The following is a 5,197-nucleotide window of genomic DNA, read 5'->3' on the forward strand; positions in this document are numbered from 1 at the left end:
ACGACGGCGAGTGGAAGGGCAAAGAGGTCCCGTGGTAGGGTTGGGAGTGGCTGGGACAGCTGGGAATGCGGCCGCGATACAGCTCACGCGATCCCCATGCAGGTCACCGGCGTCGCCGGCAGCGTCAAGGTCACTCTCAAGCCCGCACCGCAGGGTATCGGGCTTGTCACCGGTGACATCAGCAAGAAGGTGCTCGAACTCGCCGGCATCAAGGATGCCTGGACCTTTGCACGCGGCCAGACCCGCACCACCATCAACTTTGCAAAGGCCACCTTCAACGCACTCCGGGCCACCAATATGATCCGGACCGGGAGGGTACAGTAATGTACGCGGTTGTTCAGGTCCGCGGCGTGGTGAAGACCCGCCAGGACATCAAGGACACCTTGAAGATGCTCCGCCTGCACCACATCAACCACTGCGTCCTCATCCCGGACACGCCCGAGAACCTCGGCATGATCCGGAAAGTCAAGGACTACGTGGCCTTTGGCGAAGTAGATGCAGCAACCGTCGAGACCCTCCTGCAGACCCGCGGCAGGGTCATTGGCGATGCACCGCTCACGGATGAGTACATCAAGTCCAACTCGACCTTTGGCGGCATTGCAGACTTTGCAAAGGCACTTGCCACCGGTGAGACAAAGCTGCGCGACATGCCGGGCTTAAAGCCCGTGCTGCGCCTGCACCCCCCGCGTAAGGGATACAAGACCACCAAGCGGACCTTCCCCCAGGGAGGAGCGCTTGGCTATTATGGGCAGGAGATCAATACTCTCCTCTATAAGATGAGGTGAAAAGGATGCCAACCAACAAGCGTTCAAAATTCCGCGGATCGCGGACCTGTGGTGGCGGCACTCACAAGAACCGGCGCGGCGCAGGAAACCGCGGCGGCCGGGGGCGTGCCGGCATCAACGCCCACCACTTTGTCAAGTGGTACAAGGAAATGGGAGGCCCGGTGTTTGGCAAGAACGGCTTCTGCAACCAGACCTCTGTCGACGTGACTACTATCGACGTCGGCGCGCTGGACCAGATCGTGCCCTCCCTCCTTGCGCAGGGAATCGCCAAAAAGGAAGGGGATGCGATCGTGATCAACACCGCTGACATGGGAATCGAAAAAGTTCTCGGCAGCGGCAGGGTCACGCAGAAGATCAACGTCTCCGCAACGGCCTTCTCTGAAATTGCGAAAGCAAAGATTGAAAAGATGGGCGGGAAAGCCCAGGTTGTAGAATAACACAATAGTATTTTTTTGGTGAAACCATGGGAGACCTGCTGGATCGAATGGAACCCCTGCTCGCTGCGATGCCCGCAGTCAAGAGCCCGGAGGGCCACGTCCATTTCAAAAACAAACTGATCTGGACTGTGGGAATCTTAATCCTGTATTTTGTCCTCACGAACATCCCGGTCTTCGGACTGTCCCCGGATAGTGCGGACCTTCTCGCTGCCTACCGTGCACTCCTTGCCGGGGCAAGCGGTTCGATCGTCCACCTTGGAATCGGGCCGATCGTCACGGCATCCATCGTGCTCCAGCTCTTAAAAGGTGCAGACATCCTGCATATCGACACGAGCGATACGCGCGGGCAGGTCATGTACATGGGTCTGCAGAAGGTGCTCATCATGGTCATGATCGTTATCGAGGCCGCCCCGAATATCATCGGTGGCTTTATGCAGCCCGACGCGATCATCGCAAACCAGTTCTTTGGCGGAGACCTCTTTGCAGTATCCCTCCTGATCTTCATCCAGATCTGTATTGGCGGCGTACTCATCTTCCTCATGGATGAAGTGGTGACCAAATGGGGTATCGGTTCCGGTGTCGGTCTCTTTATCATTGCCGGTATCTCCCAGGCGCTCGTCAACGGTTTCATCAGCTGGGCCAGCATCCAGGACCAGTACCCGGTCGGTTTCTTCCCCCGGCTTGTTGCCATCGGCCTTGATGGCGGGAATTACCTTGCTTATTTCGGGTCCGACATGCTTGCCTTCGTCACCACCATCGCCATCTTCCTTGTCATCGTGTACGTGGAATCCACCCGGATCGAGATCCCGCTGGCCCACGCACAGATCCGCGGTGCCCGCGCACGGTTCCCGGTAAAACTCATTTATGCAAGCGTTCTGCCGATGATCCTCGTGATGGTGCTCCTTGCAAACATCCAGATGCTGGGCATGTTCCTCTCGAATGTCGGGATAACGACGCTCGGGACGTTCAGTGGCTCCACCCCGCAGGACGGCATTATGTACTTCCTTGCCCCGATCCACGGGCCGGCTGACTGGATGTGGTGGACAATGGATCTCGGCCACGCCCCATGGGAGGTGCTATTACGTCTTGGCATCAATAGCACATTCATGGTGGTCGGTGGGGCAGTCTTCGCGCTCTTCTGGATCAAAACCGCCGGGCTTGACAGCAAGGATGTCGCCCGCCAGATCCAGATGTCCGGTATGTCCATCCCCGGCTACCGCCGGAACCCGCAGGTACTTGAGAAGTACCTTGACCGGTACATCCCCCGCGTGACGATCATCGGTGGCGTCTTCATTGGTCTGCTCAGTGTCGTGGCAAACCTCTTTGGTGTCATCGGGTCTGTCAGCGGAACCGGTCTTCTGCTTGCAGTGAGTATCACCTACCGTCTCTATGAAGAGATAGCAAGCCAGCAGATCATGGAGATGTACCCGTTCATGCGGACATTCTTTGGAAAAGAGTGATTCAACAAGGAAAGGGACCAGGATGGAAGGAAAGAAGGTTATCATTACCGGTGTTCCCGGAGTCGGGAAGACCACGGTCGTCAACGAAGCACTAAAGAAACTCAAAAGTGAGGGCATCGAGTACCAGTCCCTCAACTTCGGCACGTTCATGTTCGAGGTTGCAAAGGCGGACAACATCGTCAAGGACCGGGACCAGATGCGCACACTCGATCGGGCAGTCCAGAAGCGGCTGCAGCAGAAAGCAGGCCAGGCCATTGCCAGGATCACGGGCAATGTCCTGATCGACACCCACGCATCCGTCAAGACACCCAAGGGCTATCTTGCCGGACTCCCTGAATGGGTCCTGCGCGAGATCATGCCCGATATCATTGTGCTCGTTGAGACCGATGATGACCAGATCCTCATGCGGAGGCTCACCGATGAGACGCGGTCCCGGGACAAGGAAGGATCGCGCTCGATCGCTGAGCACCAGCAGTTCAACCGGTCAATTGCAGCGGCCTATGCCATGCTGACCGGCTGCACCATCAGGATCATCACCAACGCAGATTTCCTGCTCGAACGTTCGGCGGCAGATCTGGCAGACGTTCTCCGGTGAACCCATGAATTTCAAGCAGTTCTGGGAGGAGTACAACCTCTGGATTACGTTTGGCTTCATGTTCCTCATGATGGGAGCGTATACGATCGAGTGGCTCCGTGTCGGTGTCGGACAGGCTATCGATGCCCTGTTCGCTCCCCTGCTCGTCACCTTCGGTGTCCCGTTCTATGTCCTGATCATTATCCTGTCGGCACTCACTGGTCTTTACTCTTCGATTGTCCAGAAATACACGATCGATTACGACAAGATGACCGAGTCGCAGGAACGGATGAAGGAGTTCCAGAAGGAGTACCGTGAGGCAACGCTCTCCCAGGACGAGAAGAAGATCAAGAAACTGGATGCCAAGAAGGATCGGATGATGAAGGACCAGCTCGAACTGTCCCAGCAGCAGTTCAAGCCGATGACTTATATCCTCATTCTCTCGGTCCCCATCTTCTTCTGGCTGTTGTACCGGCTCGCCCACACAACAGCAACAATTACCATGCCCTATTTCGGCACGGTAGACCTGAATGCGGCAATCATCTGGATAATACCGGCCTGGATTTTCTGGTACATGATCTGCTCCATCACGCTCTCGCAGGTCATCAGGAAGGCCCTGAATATCGGGGGCCTCTGATGCGGATCACCGTGAGCGGGTTGCCCGGGAGCGGGACAACCTCCCTCTCACGGTACCTTGCAGAGCGCCACAAGTTTACCATGATCTCGGCGGGAGAGGTCTTCCGCCAGCTGGCAAAAGAGCACAACATGGAGCTTGCCCGGTTCGGGGACCTTGCGAGGAAGGACCCCCGTTATGACAAGATGATCGATGCACGCCAGAAAGAGATTGCCGAGGCAAGCGACAATATCGTTGTCGAAGGCAGGCTCTCGGGCTGGATGGTCGACAATGCAGACCTGAAGATCTGGATCTATGCACCTATCGGGTGCCGGATCAAGCGCATTGTCTTCCGCGACCAGGTCGCCGATGAAGAGATCGCAAAGAGACTCACGCTGGAGCGCGAACAATGCGAAGCGGACCGGTACCGTTCCTATTATGATATCGATATCAACGATCTTTCGATCTATCATGTCATCCTCAACTCAGAACACTGGGATGTCGACGGCCTTGGCGCCATCATCGATACCGCTATCGCCCGGCTGAACCCGGGCACGTAATACCGGAAGATCGATCTTTTCAGCATTCCGTGTATTCACCCGCTGGACAGGTGTTATTTATGGTTTTTTCAGGGTTCTGGTTTCTCCAGAGAGTTTTTTTAGAAAAAGCACGGTAACTATACACGAAAGAATGACTGCACAGGGTGACGGCATTGTCGTCCGTGTCGTGGAAAGCTGGAACTCGGACGAGATTGTTCAGCTCTACCATGCCGGCGGGTGGTGGAAGGATGAGTATGATCCTGCATCCCTGCCGGAACTGATCCGGAAGAGTTTTGCCTTTGCCGTTGCTGTCGACCAGAAGACCGGGCGAGCTGTCGGCATGGGGCGGGTTATCTCGGACGGGATCTCTGATGGGTATATCCAGGATCTCGTCGTCCTTCCGGCCTGCAGGAACAAAGGAGTCGGAAAAGAGATCGTTGCCACCCTGGTGCGGAGGTGCACGGAATCCGGGATCACGTGGATCGGGCTTGTCGCTGAACCGGATACCGGGGAGTTTTACCGGCCGTTAGGCTTCCATCGCATGGAAGGACATATCCCCCTGCTGTGGAAGGGAGGCCACTGATGCTCAGTCAGGATGACTTCCGGCCGGTCACCCTTGCAGACCGGGCGTTCTTCGAGAAGCATTACGCGGTCTACCCGCAGCTCCACTCGGACAACACGTTCACCAACATGGTCTGCTGGAACCATTTCGCAGGCTATACCTTTGCGTACGTGGAGAAGAACCTCATCCTTGCAAGCACCCTTGGCAGCGTGACACGGTTCCGCCCC

The 5,197-nt window shown here is 56.5% G+C and carries 7 protein-coding genes and 2 pseudogenes; all 9 read left to right on the forward strand.

The annotated features are described in order from the left end of the window. Nucleotides 1-324, forward strand: a pseudogene (gene rps5p, locus CW742_RS06690) (30S ribosomal protein S5); the annotation flags it as partial. Continuing rightward, nucleotides 324-785 carry a 50S ribosomal protein L30 gene (locus CW742_RS06695; RefSeq protein WP_292418206.1) on the forward strand — a complete coding sequence of 154 codons (462 nt, stop codon included), beginning with the start codon at nucleotides 324-326 and terminating at the stop codon, nucleotides 783-785. The pseudogene rps5p and the gene CW742_RS06695, both read left to right, overlap by 1 nt. A 5-nt stretch (nucleotides 786-790) precedes the next feature. Further along, on the forward strand, nucleotides 791-1,222 hold the full coding sequence (locus CW742_RS06700) for an uL15 family ribosomal protein (protein ID WP_292418209.1): 432 nt from the start codon (nucleotides 791-793) through the stop codon (nucleotides 1,220-1,222). Nucleotides 1,223-1,248: 26 nt separating this feature from the next. After that, nucleotides 1,249-2,682 carry a preprotein translocase subunit SecY gene (gene secY, locus CW742_RS06705; RefSeq protein ID WP_292418211.1) on the forward strand — a complete coding sequence of 478 codons (1,434 nt, stop codon included), beginning with the start codon at nucleotides 1,249-1,251 and terminating at the stop codon, nucleotides 2,680-2,682. Nucleotides 2,683-2,704: 22 nt separating this feature from the next. After that, the gene (locus CW742_RS06710) at nucleotides 2,705-3,277 is read left to right on the forward strand and encodes an adenylate kinase (protein WP_292418213.1); all 573 of its coding nucleotides are present in this window, start codon (nucleotides 2,705-2,707) and stop codon (nucleotides 3,275-3,277) included. A gap of 4 nt (nucleotides 3,278-3,281) precedes the next feature. After that, on the forward strand, nucleotides 3,282-3,893 hold the full coding sequence (locus CW742_RS06715) for a DUF106 domain-containing protein (protein WP_292418216.1): 612 nt from the start codon (nucleotides 3,282-3,284) through the stop codon (nucleotides 3,891-3,893). Continuing rightward, nucleotides 3,893-4,429 (forward strand): (d)CMP kinase, encoded by a 537-nt coding sequence (cmk, locus tag CW742_RS06720; RefSeq protein WP_292418218.1) that lies wholly within the window; start codon nucleotides 3,893-3,895, stop codon nucleotides 4,427-4,429. The genes CW742_RS06715 and cmk overlap by 1 nt, the downstream gene beginning before the upstream one ends. Before the next feature lie 130 nt (nucleotides 4,430-4,559). Beyond that, a complete protein-coding gene (locus CW742_RS06725; RefSeq protein WP_292418221.1) occupies nucleotides 4,560-4,991 on the forward strand; it encodes a GNAT family N-acetyltransferase in 432 nt (143 codons plus the stop codon). Then, nucleotides 4,991-5,197: pseudogene (locus CW742_RS06730) on the forward strand (hypothetical protein); the annotation flags it as partial. The gene CW742_RS06725 and the pseudogene CW742_RS06730, both read left to right, overlap by 1 nt.

Source organism: Methanoregula sp. (genome assembly GCF_002835825.1).
Classification (GTDB): Archaea; Halobacteriota; Methanomicrobia; order Methanomicrobiales; family Methanospirillaceae; genus Methanoregula.

What these genes read in the sequence shown, in the direction of transcription:
- CW742_RS06725 (WP_292418221.1), top strand. Translation starts at nt 4,560, where the DNA reads ATGACTGCACAGGGTGACGGCATTGTCGTCCGTGTCGTGGAAAGCTGG.
- CW742_RS06695 (WP_292418206.1), top strand. Translation starts at nt 324, where the DNA reads ATGTACGCGGTTGTTCAGGTCCGCGGCGTGGTGAAGACCCGCCAGGAC.
- CW742_RS06715 (WP_292418216.1), top strand. Translation starts at nt 3,282, where the DNA reads ATGAATTTCAAGCAGTTCTGGGAGGAGTACAACCTCTGGATTACGTTT.
- CW742_RS06710 (WP_292418213.1), top strand. Translation starts at nt 2,705, where the DNA reads ATGGAAGGAAAGAAGGTTATCATTACCGGTGTTCCCGGAGTCGGGAAG.
- secY (WP_292418211.1), top strand. Translation starts at nt 1,249, where the DNA reads ATGGGAGACCTGCTGGATCGAATGGAACCCCTGCTCGCTGCGATGCCC.
- cmk (WP_292418218.1), top strand. Translation starts at nt 3,893, where the DNA reads ATGCGGATCACCGTGAGCGGGTTGCCCGGGAGCGGGACAACCTCCCTC.
- CW742_RS06700 (WP_292418209.1), top strand. Translation starts at nt 791, where the DNA reads ATGCCAACCAACAAGCGTTCAAAATTCCGCGGATCGCGGACCTGTGGT.